The 18,575-nt window shown below is 65.1% G+C and carries 18 protein-coding genes and 1 pseudogene; 8 read left to right on the top strand and 11 right to left on the bottom strand.

Annotation, left to right across the window (positions count from 1 at the left end; genetic code table 11):
• Positions 1-8 precede the first annotated feature (8 nt).
• From XH81_RS02445 to XH81_RS02470, 6 genes and pseudogenes are all read left to right on the top strand, one after another.
• Positions 9-890, top strand: a complete 882-nt coding sequence (locus XH81_RS02445) for an AAA family ATPase (RefSeq protein ID WP_028143771.1) — start codon at positions 9-11, stop codon at positions 888-890.
• On the top strand, positions 887-2,008 hold the full coding sequence (locus XH81_RS02450) for a vWA domain-containing protein (protein ID WP_028143772.1): 1,122 nt from the start codon (positions 887-889) through the stop codon (positions 2,006-2,008). The genes XH81_RS02445 and XH81_RS02450 overlap by 4 nt, the downstream gene beginning before the upstream one ends.
• Positions 2,005-2,889, top strand: a complete 885-nt coding sequence (locus XH81_RS02455) for an amidohydrolase family protein (protein ID WP_028143773.1) — start codon at positions 2,005-2,007, stop codon at positions 2,887-2,889. The genes XH81_RS02450 and XH81_RS02455 overlap by 4 nt, the downstream gene beginning before the upstream one ends.
• Positions 2,890-2,920: 31 nt before the next feature.
• Positions 2,921-3,769, top strand: coding sequence for an N-acyl homoserine lactonase family protein (locus XH81_RS02460; protein ID WP_028143774.1), 849 nt, complete (start codon positions 2,921-2,923; stop codon positions 3,767-3,769).
• 21 nt (positions 3,770-3,790) lie between these two features.
• On the top strand, positions 3,791-5,365 hold the full coding sequence (locus XH81_RS02465) for an isochorismatase family protein (protein ID WP_028143775.1): 1,575 nt from the start codon (positions 3,791-3,793) through the stop codon (positions 5,363-5,365).
• A 3-nt stretch (positions 5,366-5,368) separates the two neighbouring features.
• A pseudogene (locus XH81_RS02470) lies at positions 5,369-5,996 on the top strand (FMN-dependent NADH-azoreductase).
• A gap of 21 nt (positions 5,997-6,017) precedes the next feature.
• Here the strand turns inward: XH81_RS02470 and ubiV are convergent.
• From ubiV to ubiT, 3 genes are read right to left on the bottom strand one after another with little or no spacing between them, the layout of a single operon-like run.
• Positions 6,018-6,950 (bottom strand): ubiquinone anaerobic biosynthesis protein UbiV, encoded by a 933-nt coding sequence (ubiV, locus tag XH81_RS02475; protein ID WP_028143777.1) that lies wholly within the window; start codon positions 6,948-6,950, stop codon positions 6,018-6,020.
• Between the two features lie 27 nt (positions 6,951-6,977).
• A complete protein-coding gene (gene ubiU, locus XH81_RS02480; RefSeq protein WP_028143778.1) occupies positions 6,978-7,955 on the bottom strand; it encodes a ubiquinone anaerobic biosynthesis protein UbiU in 978 nt (325 codons plus the stop codon).
• Positions 7,955-8,434 (bottom strand): ubiquinone anaerobic biosynthesis accessory factor UbiT, encoded by a 480-nt coding sequence (gene ubiT / locus XH81_RS02485; RefSeq protein WP_244429168.1) that lies wholly within the window; start codon positions 8,432-8,434, stop codon positions 7,955-7,957. The genes ubiU and ubiT overlap by 1 nt, the downstream gene beginning before the upstream one ends.
• A 166-nt stretch (positions 8,435-8,600) precedes the next feature.
• Between ubiT and XH81_RS02490 the strand changes: the two genes are divergently transcribed.
• The gene (locus tag XH81_RS02490) at positions 8,601-10,124 is read left to right on the top strand and encodes a UbiD family decarboxylase (protein ID WP_028143780.1); all 1,524 of its coding nucleotides are present in this window, start codon (positions 8,601-8,603) and stop codon (positions 10,122-10,124) included.
• Positions 10,121-10,717: a UbiX family flavin prenyltransferase gene (locus tag XH81_RS02495; protein ID WP_028143781.1), complete on the top strand. Its 597-nt coding sequence runs from the start codon at positions 10,121-10,123 to the stop codon at positions 10,715-10,717. The genes XH81_RS02490 and XH81_RS02495 overlap by 4 nt, the downstream gene beginning before the upstream one ends.
• Positions 10,718-10,734: 17 nt before the next feature.
• On the opposite strand, the gene XH81_RS02500 is transcribed toward XH81_RS02495, so the two are convergent.
• From XH81_RS02500 to arcA, 8 genes are all read right to left on the bottom strand, one after another.
• The gene (locus XH81_RS02500; protein WP_028143782.1) at positions 10,735-11,058 is read right to left on the bottom strand and encodes a metal-sulfur cluster assembly factor; all 324 of its coding nucleotides are present in this window, start codon (positions 11,056-11,058) and stop codon (positions 10,735-10,737) included.
• Positions 11,055-11,564 carry a DUF2249 domain-containing protein gene (locus tag XH81_RS02505; RefSeq protein ID WP_028143783.1) on the bottom strand — a complete coding sequence of 170 codons (510 nt, stop codon included), beginning with the start codon at positions 11,562-11,564 and terminating at the stop codon, positions 11,055-11,057. Before XH81_RS02505 ends, XH81_RS02500 begins: the two co-directional genes overlap by 4 nt.
• A 12-nt stretch (positions 11,565-11,576) precedes the next feature.
• Complete coding sequence (locus XH81_RS02510; protein ID WP_028143784.1) at positions 11,577-12,923, bottom strand: hypothetical protein; 1,347 nt, start codon at positions 12,921-12,923, stop codon at positions 11,577-11,579.
• A 129-nt stretch (positions 12,924-13,052) separates the two neighbouring features.
• A complete protein-coding gene (locus XH81_RS02515; RefSeq protein ID WP_028143785.1) occupies positions 13,053-13,688 on the bottom strand; it encodes a response regulator in 636 nt (211 codons plus the stop codon).
• 168 nt (positions 13,689-13,856) lie between these two features.
• Positions 13,857-14,480, bottom strand: a complete 624-nt coding sequence (locus XH81_RS02520) for a response regulator (RefSeq protein WP_018318087.1) — start codon at positions 14,478-14,480, stop codon at positions 13,857-13,859.
• Between the two features lie 60 nt (positions 14,481-14,540).
• Positions 14,541-15,749 (bottom strand): sensor histidine kinase, encoded by a 1,209-nt coding sequence (locus XH81_RS02525; protein ID WP_028143786.1) that lies wholly within the window; start codon positions 15,747-15,749, stop codon positions 14,541-14,543.
• 587 nt (positions 15,750-16,336) lie between these two features.
• A complete protein-coding gene (locus tag XH81_RS02530; protein WP_028143787.1) occupies positions 16,337-17,158 on the bottom strand; it encodes an outer membrane beta-barrel protein in 822 nt (273 codons plus the stop codon).
• 145 nt (positions 17,159-17,303) lie between these two features.
• On the bottom strand, positions 17,304-18,566 hold the full coding sequence (gene arcA, locus XH81_RS02535; protein WP_028143788.1) for an arginine deiminase: 1,263 nt from the start codon (positions 18,564-18,566) through the stop codon (positions 17,304-17,306).
• Between the last annotated feature and the right edge of the window lie 9 nt (positions 18,567-18,575).

The raw sequence follows: 18,575 nt of genomic DNA on the forward strand, positions 1-18,575 counted from the left end.
GAACGGCCGTGGCGGTTCGCAGCAACATCGTCGGCATCGACAGCCCCGAGGCGCTGGAGAAGGCGCTGCGCGCGGCCTATTATCTCGCCGACGAGGGTCTCGCGACCGCCGCCTATCTCGGCCTCGCGCTCGGCAAGCCGTTGCTGCTGGAAGGCGCGCCAGGCGTCGGCAAGACGGAGGCGGCAAAAGCAATCGCTGCCGTGCTCGGCCGCCGCCTGATCCGCCTGCAATGCTACGAGGGCATCGACGCCTCTGCCGCACTCTATGAGTGGAACTACCCGCGCCAGATGCTGGCGATCCGCCAGGCCGGCGACGAGAGCATCGACATCTATGGCGAGACCTTCCTGATCGAGCGTCCCATGCTGGCCGCGCTCCGCGCGCCCGATTCCACCGTGCTGCTGATCGACGAAATCGACCGCGCCGACCAGGAGTTCGAGGCGTTTCTGCTCGAATTCCTCTCCGACTTCCAGATCTCGATTCCCGAGCGCGGCACGGTTCGCGCGGCGGAGCGCCCCGTGGTCGTTCTGACGTCGAACCGGACGCGCGATCTGCACGAGGCCTTGCGCCGCCGCTGCGTCTATCACTGGATCGACTATCCGACCGCGGAGCGCGAGGCGCGGATCATCATGATGCGCGCCTCCAGCGTCGCCGAGGCCACGGCCCGCGCCGTCGTCGCAGCCGTGGAGAGGCTGCGGCGCGAGCCGCTGAGCAAGGCGCCCGGCATTGCCGAGGCCGTCGACTGGGCCGAGGCCGCGACGCTGCTGCACAAGGGCGGCGCCCGCTGGCCGGATGCGTTCAAGCGCTCGATCGGCGTGGCGCTGAAGGACGAAGAGGATCTGCATTTCATCTCGCCGCGGCTCGACGCCATGCTCGCGGAGGCGACCGCATGAGCGCCGAACCGCAGCTCCCGCGCGCCGCGCGCATCTTCGTCGCCTTCGTCCCGCTGCTGCGCGCGAACGGCTTTGCCGTCGCACCGGAGCAAACCACCACGTTCCTCGCCGCGATCGAGCTGCTCGGCCCGCGCGACATCGAGCACGTCAGGCAAGCCGCCCTCGCGACGCTGGCGCCGCCGCCCGAGCGCCGTGCGACCTTCGACCGGCTGTTCGATCTCCACTTCCGCGGCAGCGAGGCCATCGCGCGAGCCGACGAGGACGAGGACGACGAGACAGTCCGCCTCCAGGAAGAGGGCCGCGGCGACGAGGCCCCCCTGCTCTCCGACGAGGCCAATGAGTCCGGCCTCACCGCGACCCGAAGCGAGGCGCTGGTCGAGCGCCGCTTTAGGGCGGCCTCGAGCACGGACGCATTGCGCCGCCTGGCGCGGGAGGCACCGCGGCGCCTGCCGCGACGGCGCGGCCATCGCCGCATGCGCGCCCGCCGCGGACCGTTTGCCGATCTCCGCCGCACCTTGCGCGACAGTGTCCGCAGCGACGGCGAGATTCTGCGGCTCGGTCACATGAAGCGGCGCCAGCGTCCGCGCAAGATGCTCCTGCTGATCGACGTCTCCGGCTCGATGAAGGGCCGCACCGAGGAGAACATGAAGCTCGCGCATGCGCTGGTGCAGGCCGCGCCCAGTGTCGAGGTCTTCACCTTCGGCACGCGGCTGACCCGCATCACCCGCCCGCTGCGACTGAAGCGCGGCGAGCAGGCCATGAACGCCGCCGCGCATCTGGTCAGCGATTGGGACGGCGGCACCCGCATCGGCGACGCACTCCAGGCCTTCCTCGCCGTGCCCCGCTTCGGCGGCTATGCGCGCGGCGCCGCCGTAGTCATGGTCTCCGATGGACTCGAGCGTGGGGAGACCGATGCGCTTCGCGACGCCGTCGCGAAATTGTCGCGGCGGGCCTGGCGCCTGAGCTGGCTGACGCCGCTGGCGACAAGCCCCGGCTTCCACCCGCAGACCGAGGCGCTCATCGCCATCGAGCGCTTCGTCGATGACCTCGTGGATGGCGGTTCGAGCGCGTCGATCGTCGCGCATATTCTGGCGCTGGGACGAAGGAGAGCGGCGTGACCGACATTGTCGACGGCCATCATCACATCTGGCGGCAGGCCGACCTGCCCTGGCTGACCGGCCCCATGCAGCCGCGCATCTTCGGACCCTATGAGCCGATCCGGCGCGACTATCCGATCCAGGAATATCTCGACGACCTCAAGGATACCGGCGTCACGCGTTCGGTCTATGTGCAAACCAACTGGGCCAACGACCGCTTCGAGGACGAGGCCGCGTGGGTGCAGCAGACTGCGGACGAACACGGCTGGCCGCACGCGATCGTCGCCTATGCCAATTTCGCCGTGGACGACGTGCGTCCGCAGCTCGATCGCCTGAAGCGCTACAAGCTGGTGCGCGGCGTGCGCATGCAGCTGCACTGGCACGAGAACCCGCTCTATCGCTTTGCCGCCCGCCCGGATCTCTGCACCGATCCGATGATCAGCCGCAACGTCGCGCGCCTCGCCGACTATGGTTGGAGCTTCGACCTGCAGGTGTTCACCCCGCAGATGCCGGATGCCGCAGCGCTGGCCGAAGCCTGCCCCGACGTGACCTTCATCCTCCAGCATGCCGGCATGCTGGAGGATCTCTCTCCTGGTGGCCGCGCCGCCTGGCGCAGCGGCATGGCCCGGCTCGCGGCCTGCGCGAACGTGGTCTCAAAGCTCTCCGGGCTCGGCACCTTCATCCATCGCAACGATCCCGCGCACATCGCCGCCGTTCTCATCGACACCGTCGCGATCTTCGGCGCCGAGCGCTGCCTGTTCGGCTCCAATTTCCCCATCGAGAAATTGTGGACCAGCTATCGCGAGCTCGTCGGCGCCTTTCGCACGGCCGCCGCGCCGTTCAGCGCGGAGCAGCAGGACGCTATCTTCAAGACGACGGCGAGGCGCGTCTACCGGCTTTGACAGACAAGAAACAGATGAGGGAGGGCAACGAATGGCGCTGGAGATCAAGATCCTGGACTATGGCGATATCGAGCTGGAATCGAGCTTTCTGGTTCTCGGCCGCGACTGCGGTCGCACCCGCCGCGTCCTCACCCTCGGTTTCCTGATCCTCGGGGGGAAATATCCGGTCGTGGTCGACACCGGCTACCGCTCCAACCAGATCATGGAGACGCTGGGCATGCGGGGCTTGCAGTACCACGAGAACATGATCGAGAACCAGCTCGCGCGCCACGGCGTGCGCATGGGCGACGTCCGCTTCGTGTGCCACACCCATCTGCACATCGACCACGCCGGCAAGGACGATCTGTTCCCGATGAACACGACCGTCGTGCTCAACCGCAAGGAACTCGAGTATTCCGTCTCCGGCCTGATGCATCCGCAATATCCGGCGCCCGACATCAAGCACCTGATCGACCGGCTGCACACCAAGAGCGCGCTGCGCTTCCTCGACCTCGAGATCACCGGCCCGGTCGAGCTGATGCCCGGCGTCTATTGCGACGCGGCCAATGCGCATACGGAGGGCTCGATGAACGTCATCGTCGAGACGGCCGACGGGATTGCGACCATCTGCGGCGACGTGATCTACGATTTCAACGACCAGATCGTGACGCCCTTCAACGAGATCCACGATTGGGAGCCGCGCACGACGGGCAATCATGGCACCAGCAAGCGTGCCGAGAAAGCCTCGATCAAGAAGCTGCTGAGCAATTCGCGCTATCTGCTGCCGGTGCACGACCGCCCGGCCAAGATCGAAGGCGGCAACGTCGTCGGGCGCCTGCACGATCAGGTCCCCGGACCGATCGTGCAGTCCTTGCCCGCACGCAACTGGTTCCCGGCTTGAGATGATCTTGGGGATCGACCGATGACGCACGTCACCTTGCGAAGCGAATTCGAAACTTTGATCGACCCCTATGCGCCGGTCGCGCAGGTCGGCACCGGCTTTGACTTCACGGAGGGACCGATCTGGCATCCGGTCGATCACTATCTGCTGTTCTCGGACATGCCGGGTGACGTGCGCCGGCGCTGGGATGCGCGGCGCGGCGTGGCCGAGGTCAAGCGTCCCTCGAACAAGTGCAACGGCATGACCTATGATGCCGAGCTCAATCTGATCGTCTGCGAGCACGCGACATCGCAGCTAGTCCGCGAACGGCCGGACGGGCGGCGCGAGGTGCTGGCTTCGCACTTCCAGGGCCAGGAACTGAACAGCCCGAACGACGTCTGCGTGCACTCCTCCGGCGCGATCTATTTCTCGGACCCCTGGTACGGCCGCATGCCGGTCTATGGCGTGGAGCGGCCGCGCCAGCTCGGCTTCCAGGGCGTCTATCGCCTCGTGCCCGGCGGCGAACCGAAGCTCGTGGTCGAGCGCAATCTGTTCGACCAGCCGAACGGCCTGTGCTTCTCGCCGGACGAGAAGCTGCTCTATGTCAACGACACCGTGCAGGCGCTGATCCGCGTCTTCGACGTCAACGCCGACGGCTCGCTGTCGAATGCGCGGGTGTTCGCAAGCGGCATCCGCTCCGAGCTCGAAGCCGGCCTGCCCGACGGCATGAAGTGCGATCAGCACGGCAATGTCTGGGTCACCGCGCCCGGCGGCGTCTGGGTCTATTCGCCGCGCGGCGAGCTGCTCGGCAAGGTCCGTGTGCCCGAGATGGTCGCCAACCTCGCCTGGGGCGGGCCGGATTTCCGCACGCTGTATCTGACCGCGACGCACTCGGTCTATGCGATCCCGACCAAGGTCGGTCCGCGGCATGAGCCTTATATGAGTGGCCGGCGAAGCGGCGGCGGCCAGGCGGCAAGCGCCTCGCCGGCGGCGCCTATCCTCGCTGACGGCGACATGCGGCTTGATCCGCAGCGCTGCGCGATGATCATCCAGGATTTGCAGAACGACGTCATCGTGGACGGCGGCGCGTTCGCCGAGTCCGGCGCTCCCGGTCATGCGAAACAGCAGCATGTCGTCGAGAATGTCCGCCGTCTCGCGGAGACCGCTCGGGCCCGCGGCGTCGCCATCATCCACGTCTGGTTCGTCGTCGAGCCGGGTGCGCCGGGTGTCACGCTGAACGCACCGCTGTTCGAAGGCCTCGTCGACAGCAAGGCGATGGTGCGTGGAAGCTGGGGCGCGGCGCCCGTCTCCGGCCTCGAGCCCCGGCCCGGCGATTTCGTCGTCGAGAAGATGCGGATGAGCGCGTGGGAGGGCACGCGGCTGGAGACAATCCTCAAGGCGACCGGGCGCGACATGATCATCAACACCGGTGCCTGGACCAACATGTCGGTCGAGCACACCGCCCGCACCGGGGCAGACAAGGGCTACTTCATGATCGTTCCCGAAGATTGCTGCTCGACCATGAACGCCGATTGGCACAATGCGTCGATTAATTTTGCCATGCAGAACGTGGCGATCGTCACGAGGGCGGATGCCGTCATCAGGGCGTTGGGATGAGCGGTGGCAAAGATTTTGCACCTCTCCTGCTCGCCGCGCCCTGACTCCGAGTCGAGTGCCGGCGCGCGCGTCTTTCTTGACGGCTTTCGCCAGGCCCGGCCGGACTGGGACCTCGATGTCGTGGACCTTTGGCGGGAGCGGATGCCGGAATTCTCAGGCCCCATCGCCGAGGCCAAATATGCTCGGATGAACGGGCAAGCCTTCAACGACACGCAACGCGACAGCTTTGCCGAGGCCGAGCGAATGGCGCTGCGGTTTTCGTTGGCCGATCGCGTGCTGATCTCGACGCCGATGTGGAACTTCAGCATTCCCTACAAGCTCAAGCAGTGGTTCGACATCATCGTCCAGCCCCGGGCTGACGTTCCGGTTCGACCCGTCACAGGGCTATCTCCCACTGCTCAAGGACCGGCCGACGCTGGTGATTCTCGCCAGTGGCAGCGACTTCGCCACCGGCATGAACCGCGGCCGCATCGACATGGCAACGCCTTACCTGCGCGACATCCTGCGCTTCATCGGTATCGACAATGTCCGTTTCGTGCCGATCGGGCCAACCACGGGACCGCAACAGCCGATCGAGGCCGCGCGGGACAGGGCCCATCGACGGCTGGCCGCAATGGCCGCGACTTTCTGAGCGCTCGGAGCGTCGCCCCGTTTAGCGAGTCCCGATCTGCGCCGCGCCTTGCGCATCCCCTGATCGGGCCTGACGGTAGACGTGCCCCGGCTCGGCCCACAGGAAGCCATTCGAGAACGGCACGCCCGGATAGGCCGCGGCAAGCCGGCGATTTCCACCCTCGACATCGTCGCGACCGTCCAGCACGTCGCGAAAGGTCCTGGCGACGACGACCATGTCACAATCCTGCGGCGACAGGCGCAGTGATCCGACGTTGCTCTCGTGCAAGAGGCCGGCCTCACCCAGCAGATTGGCACAGGTGTGCGACAGCGTCTGCACGCCGTTGATGGTCAGGAAGTCTTGCTGCTCCAGCGTGTTGAGGAGAAGACCATCCGGGTCTTTCTCGCAGACGAAGCGGCAATTGTCCTTGGCGAGCTTGTGAAGTCGCGCATGGTAGCATCGCGCGGAGATGGCCAGCGGCACCCGGCCAAACGCTAACACTTCGATCGTGGCATCGGGAACAGCCCTCGCGATCGTCGCCACCGAGGCCAGCGGCAATTCCGGCGGCAGGCAGATGCGCCTCGCCCCGCTTGCCGCGTGGAAATCCGCGCTCGCCTCGTTGTAGATGTTGACGAACGGACCGATGGCGTGCGGCCGGCCCGCAAGCGCCCTGAGACAGGTCAGATCATTGACCTCGACCATGGCGCCCTCGACCGCCGCGAGCTCCTCGGTCTGGCGGCGCTCGCGCCGCAGCGAGACCAGGATCAGCGAGCCCAGCAGCACCTGCTTGCCGGCGCTTTGCAGCCGTTCGACCACGGCCGGGATGTGATCTGCGAAGAACGGCGAGCGCTTCGAGCAGACGATCTCGCCGACGGACACGACGTCAACCGGCGCTTCATCGGCGATCCGGAAATAGAAGTCGCGCCAGCGTTCCGGCGCCCAATTGTACAGAACTGGACCGAGGCTGAGTTGCATCTTTCGGATCTCACATCGTCGAACGGATTAGCGCCAGGTCTTGCGATAGGCGCCAACCGTCGAGGCCTGACCTTCGGTGAACGGCTTCAGGCTCGCGATGTCGGCCTCGCTGCCGGTCTCGAGCGCGGCGAGCGCCTGGCGGAAGTGGCGCACCACGCTCTCGACATAGGCACGGCCGCGCTGGCGGCCCTCGATCTTGAGCGCGGTCACGCCGGCATCGCGCATGCCTTTAAGCAACGCCGTGGCGTCCAGGCTGACCGGGTCCTCGAAAATATAGCCGGAGCCCTGGGAGGTCGAGAAGCGGCCCTTGCACAGCGTCGGATAGCCCGCGGGCTCGCTCACGGCGAACCGGTTGATGGCGAAGCCGCCGAGACTGGACTTCGTCCCCTCCGCAGTCTGTTCGTAGGTCACATGGCTCGGCGGCGAACAGACGCCCTGCATGTTCGGCGACTTGCCGGTCGCATAGGACGACAGCGAGCAGCGCCCTTCGGCCATGACGCAGAGGCCGCCGAACACGAAGACCTCGGTCTCGCAGGCCGACTCCCGGGTGATCTCGGCGATCTCAGGCACGCTCAGGACACGCGGCAGCACGACGCGCCGCGCCCCGAAAGTCTCGGCGTAGAAGGCGATGGCATCGGGATTGGCGGCCGCAGCCTGAACCGAGACGTGCAGACGCTGGTTGGGATGGCGCCTTGCCGCATAGTCCATCAATCCGATATCCGCGAGGATCAGCGCATCGGCCCCCGCACTCGCCGCATCGTCCACCGCGCGATGCCAGATGTCGACGGCGGAGGCGCGCGGAAAGGTGTTGATGGCCACCAGGATCTTCGCGCCGCGGCCATGCGCCAGCGCGATCCCCTTGCGCAGCTCGTCGCGGCTGAAGTTCAGCCCCGGAAAATTGCGCGCATTGGTCTCGTCGTTGAAGCCGCAATAGATCGCATCGGCGCCGGCATCGATGGCGCTCTTCAACGCCGCCGGCGTGCCGGCAGGACAGATCAGCTCCATCATCTCGATTGCTCGCCATGGCCTGAGGAGCCGATCACGCGGCCACGGGCGGCTTCGAAGGCGCGCCTCGCTGGCGCGCCCAGCGGGCCAAACAGCGAGGACAGCTCTTCGGCCAGATCGAGCTGGGCGTCGTCGATCGCATTGCGCAGCGCCAGCACTGCCTCGACATCGCCCTCGACCACGAGCTCGCGCGAGAACATCAGGGCATCGCCATCGACCTTGCCTTCGAGCAGCGCCAGCAGATTGGCGAGCGAGGCTGAGATCCGCGCATCCAGACCTCGCGGCAAGTCGCGCACCACGGACAGGCGCGGCGGCCTGGCCTCGACCACGAAGGCGAACGGCAGATCGATCGGCTTGATACCGAACCGCGCGCGCGCGTGATCACCGAGCCGGTCGAATATTGCGGGGTTGCGCCGGTGGATCCCCTGCAGGACGCCGGCGAGAACGAGCTGCAGCGGCAGCAGAGGCAGGGGACGCATGGCCAATGCGACAAGGGGCGGAATCGTCGGCAACGGGCCGGGCGATGCGGCGGACGGATCATTCATGGCCCCACATCTGGACGGATTGCACGCCGCTGTATTTGAGCGGGAACAATGAAGACCGAAAACAACCCGGCTAGCTCTGATTTTTTGGGAGCTCGTCCAGTTGCAACGTGATGTGCCGCGCTTTCGCGACCTGTCCGACTTCCTGCGCTTCATCGAAAGCCGGGGGCAGTTGCGACGCATTCGCGAGAAGGTCTCCGTCGTCCACGAGATCACGGAAATCCACCGGCGTGTGCTTGAGGCACACGGACCGGCATTATTGTTCGAGCAGCCCGTCAGGGCCGATGGCAACGCGTCGGAGATGCCGCTCCTCACCAACCTGTTTGGAACGGTCGAGCGGATCGCGTGGGGCATGGGCATCACGCCCGACCGTCTCGGAGAGCTCGGCGCGCTGATGGCCGAGCTCCGCGCGCCGCGACCACCGCACGGCATCAGGGATGCTTTCGAGAAGATCCCGCTTGCGCGCGCTGCGCTGGCGACGCGCCCGCGCACACGCCCGGCGGCCCCGGTGCAGGACTGCGTCGCGATGGGGCCCGACGTCGATCTTGCAAGATTGCCGGTCCAGATCTGCTGGCCCGGCGAGCCGGCGCCGCTGATCACCTGGCCACTCGTGATCACCGTGCCGCCGGAATCCGCGACGGCGGACCAGGAGGAGAATGTCGGCGTCTACCGCATGCAGGTGCTCGGCCGCGACCGCGCCATCATCCGCTGGCTCGCGCATCGCGGCGGCGCCAGGCATCACCAGCAATGGAAGGCGATCGGGCGCGACATGCCGGTCGCGATCGTCATCGGCGCCGATCCGGCCACGATCCTTGCCGCGGTGCTGCCGCTGCCCGAGACGCTGTCCGAGCTGCGCTTCTCGGGCATCCTGCGCGGCGAGCGGCCTGACCTCGCGCCATGCCTCACCGTCCCGCTCGCGATCCCGGCCGAGGCCGAAATCGTCATCGAGGGCTTCGTCTCCGCGACCGAAACCGCGCCCGAAGGACCCTATGGCGATCACACCGGGTATTATAATTCCGTCGAACAGTTCCCCGTGATGCGCGTGACCGCGATCACGAGCCGGCGCCAGCCCATCTACCTCTCGACCTTCACGGGCCGGCCGCCGGACGAGCCGTCGCGGATCGGCGAGGCGCTCAACCAGCTGTTCGTGCCGTTGATCCGGCAGCAATTCCCTGAGGTGACCGACTGCTGGCTGCCGCCGGAGGCCTGCTCCTACCGCATCGCGATTGCGGCCATTAAAAAGCGCTATCCCGGCCAGGCGCGGCGGCTGATGCTCGGCCTGTGGTCGATGCTTCCGCAGTTCAGCTACACCAAGCTGCTGATCGTGGTCGACGACGACATCGACATCCGCGACTGGCGTGCCGTGATGTGGGCGGTCTCGACGCGCAGCGATTCCTCGCGCGATCTCGTGACGCTCACCGACACGCCGATCGACTATCTCGACTTTGCTTCGCCGAAATCAGGGCTCGGCGGCAAGCTCGGCATCGACGCCACCACGAAGATTCCGCCGGAGACGGATCGGGAATGGGGCGTTCCGCTGGCCATGGATCCCGCCGTGGTCGCGCGTGTCGATGCGATGTGGGCGAACCTCGGCCTGTCCGGCATGCCGGCACCGGTCCTCACATGAGCGGGCGGCAAGGCATCATCGTCGGCATCAGCGGCGCCTCGGGTGCCGCGATCGGCTTGCGCATCGTCGAGCTGCTGGCCGACAATCCACACTACGCGGTGCATCTCGTGGTTTCGCCCGCGGCTGAGCGTACGCTGAGCGAAGAAGTCGGGCACGATGCGCTCGCGCGGCTGCGCGCCCTCGCCTTCCGCCACTATCTTCATTCCGACATCGGCGCCGCGATCGCCAGCGGCTCGTATCCGGTCGCGGGCATGATCGTGGCACCGTGCTCGATCCGTACGCTCTCGGCCATCGCCTGGGGGCAGCTCGACAACCTTCTGACGCGCGCGGCCGATGTGCAGCTCAAGGAACGGCGCCGGCTGGTGTTGCTGGTCCGCGAGAGCCCGCTGCATCTCGGCCATCTCAGAGCGATGCTGCAAGCGACCGAGATCGGCGCGATCATCGCCCCGCCGATGCCGGCCTTCTATCTGAAACCACAGTCGCTGGATGAGGTGATCGACCAGATCGCCGCCCGGGCGATCAACCTGCTCGACCTGACAAAGCTTCGCGCACCCGCAAGGACCTGGTCCGGCCCGGGCGGCGAAGGCGTCTAGCCGGCCGCCTCGCCGGGTCAGTTCACCTCAGCAAAACCGAGCGACGCCTTGACGCCTGGCGAGATCATCCAGGGCTGCCAGGGCGGCTCGAACGTCATGGTGACGTCGACCGATTCCACGCCAGGAACCAGGCACGCGCTGTTGGCGACGCCCTCCTTGAGAAAGGATGCGGCGGGACAACCTGGTGTCGTCGCCGTCATGGTGATGTGCGCGACGCCGTCGTCGATCGACACGTCATAGACGAAGCCGAGGTCGACGATGTTGTGCCCGAGCTCCGGATCGATCACGACCTTCAGCGCCTGCCTTATCTGAGCCACGAGATCGTCGTCGTTGATCGTCATGCGCAAACCCTCACGGTCAGTTGATAGGTGTCGTTCTGCGGTGTGAAGCCGCCGCGCCATTGATGGCCGCGCTTGGTCAGTTCCCGAAACAGGAAGACCGGTTCACGACTGAGCAAGGCGAAGAGGGTCTGCCCGGGGGCGAGCCGCTCCATTGCAGCCAGAATCCGGACCATCGGCTCCGGTGGATCGAGGTCGCGGTTGTCGAGATGAACCACGGGCTCCGGCCAATCGCCACCACTCGCCACCGCGGGCGCCGGTTCAGCCGCATCGGACGAGCCGTCGTCCGGCAGAAACCGGATCTCCCATTCGCCGCCTTCGAGCTCGGCCTCCCGATGCGCAAAGCCCTTGCTCGCCATGACGTCGAACAGGGGAACCGGTTTGAAGGGGGCATAGAGCCGCAGCCCCTCCCCGGGCTCGAGCCGCGCGAGCGCGGCCATGATGATCGAGAACGGCTCGCCGCCTGCACGCAGGATCGGCCGGACATCGACGTCGATGAATTGGGTCATTGCAGTCTCCTTTCAGTTTCGCGAGACCAACAGATGGGGCACGACTGCTCCCGTCGGCAGGCGCAGCGGCTCCGACACGTCCGCAAGCCGCCTTGCCCTGATGAGCTCCTCGCCCAGGCCGAGCGTCGCAAGCGTCACGACCGCGACGGCGACGCGGAAACCGGGTGCCTCGTCGACCAGGAGCATCAACGTTGCCGCCCAGCTTCCGGCAAAGAACAGCATGAACCATTTCAACGCGCGGCGCTCGTCAACGAGATCCTGCACGCGGGGCGTCGGCACTCTGCCCATCACCGGACCGTAGGTCTCGAGCCAGGTCAGGAACGGGACGATCTTGTAGAGATTGGCGAGCACGAGGCCAGTGAGCCAGCCGAACGCGACCAGGAACGCGAGCGCTCCGACATGCGATTGGAGAGAACCGGTCGCAAGGAACACGGCGCCGAGGATTGCGACTGCGACGAGGCTCGCCAGCGCAACGAGGCTCATGCGCGTGTTGAGCTCGAGCGCGCGACGCTTGCGGGCTCTGTAGAGGCCGAGCATATCGCGGCCGTAGGCGATTAGCGACAGCAGCGCCGCGGCTCCTGCCAGCAGAAGCGCCAAATTCACCCCGGTCGCACGCCAGAGTGCGAGCACCCCGCCGACAGCTCCGGCGGCCAGCGCGGCAATGCCGGCAAGCCAGGCCAGCCGGCCCAGCCGCGCGTCGCTGTCGGGCGCGAGCATGAACATCGCCAGCAGGCGATAGCTGACCCCCATGGCCGTGAAGGTCAGCCATCCACCAATCCCGGCAATGGCGTGGATCGGAACGCCCGATACCAGCAGGTCCGGCCATTGCGCGCCGATAGCGGTTCCGGACAGCACCAGAGAGAACATGCCGCCGAATGCCGCCGTGACGCAGATGCAGCCCAGCCCGGCTGCGACGAAGCGCGCCGGCCCCGGCAGCGGACGGGCCGACCAGAGCGTCATGCCGAGATTGGCAACGACCAACGCGAAGCCGGCAATCAGCAGGCTCGCGCCGACCGGAAGCAGCCGGGGCGACCCGTTGAAGTGCCCGCCAAGCGTCAGGAAGCCCGCGAGCAGGATGGTCAGCCCAAGCGTCAGCAGCGCCAGAGCCGGCAGTGTCCAACGCTCCGCATAGAGCGGCCTTGCGGCCAGCACCGGCACGAACTGGAACAGCGCGCCACACAGGACCGTGCTCAACCAGCCAATGCTAACCATGTGCACGATGACGAGCGTGTCCGGCCCGCCGAAATCGTGGTTCGGAAAGCCGAACCCGGCGACAACAAGCACTTCCGCGAGCAGCAGCCATACGATTGCGACCGCGAAGTAGCTGATGGCCCATTTACAGAGGCTGGTTCCAATCACGGCTGCTTCCCATCGCGTGCAACACGAAACCCCGTGTCAGCACCCGAAAAGGTAAGCGGTTGCAGTCACGACCACTTTGTCGAGGCGCAAACTCCGGCGCCTTTCGCGACTGCCGACGTCAGCATCTGTTCAGGGCAAGACCAACTTCTTGCGGATCGCGTAGCGGACGAGCTCAGCGGTGGACGACATCCTGAGCTTGCGCATGGCCGAGGCGCGATGGGTCTCGACGGTCTTCACACTCAGTTTCAGGATGGAGCTGATCGACCTGTTGGTATGCCCCTCCGCGATCAGCTGGACCACGCTCTGCTCGCGTGAAGTCAGCAGCATGTCGGCCCGATTCTCCTTGTTGCCCTGGTAGTCGTGCAGCAGCCTCTCCAGCAGGATGCTGGTGAAGTAGGGCCTGCCGTCGAGCAGGGCCTCGATGGCGGAGATGAGGTGCTTGCGCGCGTCTGACTTGAACAGAAAGCCGCGCACCCCGGCCAGAATGGCTTCGGTCAGAAGCTCTTCGCTCTCGTGCATGGTCAGGATCAGGACCTGCGCGCCAAGGTGGAGTGCCTTGAGGCGGCGACTGACCTCCAACCCGTTCATGACCGGCATGGAGTAGTCAACGATCACGATGTCCGGCCTGGTCTCGAGCGCCAGCGCGACCGCCTGCTCGCCATCGGTCGCCACGCCGCTCACGATCCAGCTGGAATGCGCTTCGATGATTGCACGCAGCCCGGAACGCACAACTTCATGATCATCCGCAATCAAGATGCGTTTCACCGTGTCGTTCCCGTTGGCCGACCCTTGCGCTTCCGGGCCGATACCGGCAGCAAACCGGCAGCACAGTCGAACGATCATAGGGAGCGTGGCTGGAATCGTTATCCCACAAAACCCTGATATCTCCCGGCGAAGGTACCGACGCCCGTATTGCTCGCTAATATCGCCGTTTCACGCCTCGACCAGCCCGGTCCGAACGGCGTACCGGACCAGCCCCGCCGTCGAGTTCACCTCCAGCTTGCGCATCGCTGCTGCCCGATGGGCCTCGGTGGTCTTGACGCTGAGGTCGAGGATCGCACTGATGCCCTTGTTGCTGTATCCCTCCGCGACCAGCTTGACGACCAGTTGCTCGCGGGCCGTGAGTTCGTGATGCCGCTCGCCGTTGGTCCGCGGCGCATGGTCGAGTTCGGTCTTCCGGGGCCAGAACGGCCGGTGCAGCAACAAGGCTTCGACAGCTGCGACAAGCAGCTTGTTGGCGTCGGACTTCACCAGGAATGCACGCGCCCCCGCCTCGAATGCTTGCTGGGCAAGCAAGCCCGAATTGTGCACCGTGAAGATCAGCACCTCAGTCTGCAGCGGATACTCTCTGATCCGCCGCGCCACCTCGACACCGGTCATGCGCGGCATCGAGAAGTCGACGATGGCGACATGGGGCCGGCTTTCGATCGCGGCTGCTACCGCCATGCCGCCGTCATTCACCTCGGCGACCACCTCCCAATCCACCCGTTGCTCGAGCACCGCCCGCAAGCCCGACCGTACCGCCTCATGATCGTCCGCGATGAGAATTCGCTTCATGGCAGAGCACTCCGAATCCGCATCGGCGATGGGCCGTGACCCCGGCCCGCCGCCCCGCAGTTAGTGTTTTTTCGCTGATTGTGCGCCTGCGCGGGCCCTTGCATTTGTCGTGGCCCCGCGGCGATTGGCCCTGTTCGCCGAGGGAGCATACGGAAATACTGCACACAGCACCGTGCCGGCATGCCGGGGCGCGCGACTGGATTGGATATCGAGCGTACCCCCGATCTCGTGCAGCCGTGCTTGCATCGCCGGAATTCCGACACCAACAGAGACCGCGCTCCTGCCGAAACCCGGCGGGAGCCCACGTCCATTGTCGCTGAGCGTCAGGTGAAACCGGCCGTCCGCGGTGTCGATAACGATGGCCACCTCGGTCGCGTTCGCATGACGGAAGACGTTCGTCAGCGCTTCCTGGACGACCCGTAGCAACGTTCGTTTCGTCTCGTAAGGCAACCGATCCACATCCGGCACGATGTTGACACTCGCGCGCAACGACGTGCGCGCCGCAAATCCCTCCGCGTACCGCTCGATCGCAGCCTTCAGGCCCTCACCGGCGAGGTTCCGGGGATGCAGCAGATAGGCAAAGGCGCGGATTTCCCGGAGGGCTTCATCGATCGATGCATCGATTTCGTCGCAGAGCCGCTCGGCCAAATCCGGTTCGCCGATGCTGCTTCGGATCCGCATGAGACCGAGACTCGCGGCAATCAGGTGCTGGCAGGTCGAATCGTGGAGATCGGACGCTATCCGCTGCTGGATGCCTTCCTGGATCGATACCAAGCCGAGATTCACGTCGAGCCCGTTGCCCTGTCCGACCCCGCTCTCGAACGCGCGGCTGCGCAGGGCGCGGTGGCTGCCGATCAAGCGAACCGCACCACCACACGAAGATTGAACGACCGGAGTTACTACGGTTTCGACGTTCCGGGGCGAGCCGCCGAACGCGAGACGCTGCCGGATCCTGATTTCCGCTCCTTCCGCAACGCACGCCCCCAGCGCCTGGCAGACGATTCTAGCGTCGTCTGCGTTCATGCAATCGAACACATCCATGTCGTAAACGTCCTCCGGCGAGAGACCGAGCCGGGACCCGAACTCCGGATTGATCGCCTCATAGACGAAGCGCCCTTCAGGAGACGGGCGCACGACGAAGAGGAGATCAGTCGAAAACGTCCAATAGAGCGCTTCGATCGATTGTTCCGAACCTGTCCGAAGCCAGTTCCCGAGGCCGGTTCGATGCGACTCGCTGGCGGGGGAGACATGTACCTTCACGATACGCACTCACTCTTCTCCGGCGACATCGCGACGCTGACAACAGTATCACCTGTGTCCGCTCGCCTGTTCGGGGACATGTCCCCTCGCCGGCCCGCGGCGCCTTGGAGCCGATCCAATTATACACCCTGGAATCGCCCCACAACAAGAGGTAGCATTTCCTTAGGATTAAAATCTTGAATCCGCGACGCGGCGTCTGCGCGGCGAAGCGGTTCGGTGTCCTGCGCAAGCGCTCGAATTTGGCGCAACAGAGATTAAAAATGCGGAATTCCGAGACAGCGAACTCCCGCGCCGATAGGCGGCCATGCCTACCAACGTAGCGAGGCGCTAGCGGCTGCCGCCACCATTTGCGCCGGACTTCCTCCTGCGTTCCGTCCTTGCCTTTGGAACTGTCGGAGGTGGCGCAATCTGCAGGGGATGCGATGGCAGCGTCAAACGGTTTGTCGCAGCATCGTCCCGAAGCGCATCGGTATCAAGACGCTGGCTTCGATCGACGGCATCGCGTGGATCGGCGGCGGCAACGGATACCGCCGCTATGCCCACAACAATGCCGATCAACAGCGACAAGCCTCTTGCGTGCATCGATCGGATACCTCTCAGAATGCAAAATCCAGACGAGGGCCGATGCGAACGTCCCTGTATCGCCGTAGCGGTACGTTCGACGTTCGCGCCTCGTACAGCACGGTCGTCGTGAGCGACACATTGCTCGCAAAATTATACTTCAGGCCGACGTCTGCCGAATAGAGCTGATCGCGCCGCCCGCTATTGAGCCCATCGGTGAACCAGTAAGCCTCGAACAGTGGCGTGCTGACAATCGACCATTTGGAATCGAGCTTGACCTCGATACCGAGCACGGCGTCGAAGCGCCAGCGGCGCGCCTCCGCCAGGTCGGAAAATCGATAGGTCAGGAGCAGCAACGGCGAAAACGTCGCGTTGTTGAAGCGGAAGTCACGCGCAACCGAGCCCATCACATCGTTCGAGGTGAAGGCCAGGTCGCGGTAGATACCGTCAAAATCGTAGCGATGCTCGTAAATGGCGGAGAAACGCCAGCCGTCCCAGTTTTGGGTCAGGCGCCCGCCCATCCGCGCGACGGCAAAGTTGCCGTCCTTCTCACGCGAAAACGCTTCATATTGCGCGCGTGCATAGAGGCGGTACGACAGGTCGTTGCTAAGGTTCCCGTCCAGCCGGACGCTCACGTCGGGCACGTAGTAAACATCCGACTTGCGGTTGTCCCGGGTAAACAGGGCGTTGTCGGTGAAGGTGGGCGCGATGGAACCGACGACGCTCCAGGATGGTGCGGAGGTGTACGGTACAGGGGCCGCGATCGTCTTGAACTCGGTGACATCAAGGTCGGCTGCACCTGCGGTGCTTGCGCCGAACAGACCAAAGATCGGCAGAAGAATTCTGGACCTTCGCATGGCGTCCCTCGATGGCTGTCGCGTGCATCGGGATTCGCGTCAGGCTGTGACACGATTGTGGCGTGTTAATGTTATTCGATTAAATCATGGGTTGATGAGATCGATCATCGTTTCGCAAACAGCCGCAAGGGCCGCTGCTGCGGGCCTAATAGTCGACTGCGTCCCTGATGATCGGACAGGTCATGCAATGACCGCCGCCGCGACCACGTCCGAGTTCCGCGCCAACGATGGTGATGACCTCGATGCCTTCCTTGCGCAGCAGCGTGTTGGTGTAGGTGTTGCGGTCATAGGCGAACACGACGCCAGGGGATGCGCAGACGAGATTGGCGCCGCTATCCCACTGGGTACGCTCGCGCATATAGGCATTTCCGCCCGTCTCCACCACGCGCAGCTTCTTCAGCCCAAGCGCCTCTGCCACGACCTCGACGAAGGGCTTTTCATCCTTCCGCAGTTCGATGCCTGCGGAGCTGTCGGCCGGACGGTAGGAAAATGCCGCGATATTGTTGACGATGTCCGGATAAAGCAGCACGCAATCGCGATCGGCGAACGTGAAGACCGTATCCAGATGCATCGCCGCTCGGAGCTTGGGCATGGCAGCCACGATCACGCGCTCGGCCGCCTTCTTCTTGAACAGGGCGGCGGCGAGCTGGCTGATGGCCTGCCGCGAGGTGCGCTCGCTCAATCCGATCAGCACGTTGCCCTTTCCGATCGGCATCACGTCGCCGCCCTCGAGCGTCGCAAGACCGTGATCCTGTGTCGGATCGCCCCACCAGACATTGACCTTGCCGGCGAAATCCGGATGGAACTTATAGATCGCTGCGGCGAGGATGGGCTCTTCGTGGCGCGCCGGCCAGAACAGCGAATTCAGCGTAACCCCTCCGTAGATCCAGCAGGTCGTATCGCGCGTGTACAGGGTGTTGGGAAGCGGCGGCAGGAGATACTCGGTCATGCCGGCCGCTTCCCGGATGAGCCTGAGCGTCTCGCCGCCGCGGGCTTCCGGAAAGTCCTGGGTCGACAATCCGCCGATCAACGTCTCCGCCAGCTCGCGCGGCTTGAGACTTTCCAAATAGCCGCGCAGCTCGTCGATCAGGCCGAGGCCGACCTGATTGGGGATTACCTGGTTGTCGAGAATCCACGTCCTCGCCTCCGGAATGGCGACCGTGTCGGCGAGGAGATTGTGCATCTCGACGACTTCGATACCGCGGTCACGCATCTTCTGCACGAAATCGAAATGATCGCGCTTGGCATTGTCGACCCATAGGACGTCATCGAACAGCAAGGTGTCGCAGTTCGTCGGCGTCAGACGTTGATGAGCCCGCCCCGGCGAACAGACCAGCACCTTGCGCAGCTGGCCGACTTCCGAATGAACACCGAAGGGAATCCCTGCATCCGATGTCTGCTTTGTCATGGGGCCTAT

It is taken from the genome of Bradyrhizobium sp. CCBAU 25360 (assembly GCF_028128695.1).
Lineage (GTDB): Bacteria > Pseudomonadota > Alphaproteobacteria > Rhizobiales > Xanthobacteraceae > Bradyrhizobium > Bradyrhizobium ottawaense.